We start from the raw sequence: 678 nt of genomic DNA on the forward strand, positions 1-678 counted from the left end.
TATACCAGTTTTCTGAAGCTTTTGTTGATAACTTACATCACCATGAAGGGAGAAATTGTGAGACAGTTGCGCATTGATGCCAACGCCGCCTTCAATTGCAGGTCCCATAGGATCAAGGTCAAAATCTCTGCCAATCTGGATGGTACCATTATCACCAAAGGTTTTGATCAAGTTTACTTTTCCATAGAAAGACATTGGACGGTTGTTTTCAGTGGAAATGGTTTTTGTCAAACGTCCACCAACACGGATCAACCATTGAGAAGGATTTTTCATATCAACGGTAAAATTATCAGCATCTTCAATGGTATTAAACATCAAATGTTGATAAGCAAGTTGTGCTTGAGGCTCGAAGGTTAAGCCTTCCATTCCGGTTGCAAACTCTTTGCCAACGGTGGTGGAGATACTCAACATTTTGGCATTTTTCAATTTTGCGGTTTTGCCAATGATAGCATTGCCGATATCTCCTTTTAGAATTCCATAGGATAAAAGCGTATCCATATAGAAACCATTGTCATGCTGCACGCTGCCATAAGCTGTTAGTGACCATTTATCCAATGTGCTCTTACTTACATCATCCATATCCTTTGGAGTGAAAGATAGTCGCCCATAGGTGCCTACAAGACCGAAATGTGTTGTGGTATTTTGTCCTTCTAATGCCGCGAATGCAACACCGGCTTG

Annotated in this window: 1 protein-coding gene; it reads right to left on the minus strand. The window is 41.0% G+C overall.

The genetic code is table 11. The annotated features are described in order from the left end of the window. A partial coding sequence (locus tag ACFINC_RS10935) for an autotransporter domain-containing protein (RefSeq protein ID WP_375617223.1) occupies positions 1-678 on the minus strand: 678 nt, incomplete at both ends.

This window comes from Bartonella sp. AP58NXGY (assembly GCF_042195785.1).
In the GTDB taxonomy this organism is placed as follows: Bacteria; Pseudomonadota; Alphaproteobacteria; order Rhizobiales; family Rhizobiaceae; genus Bartonella.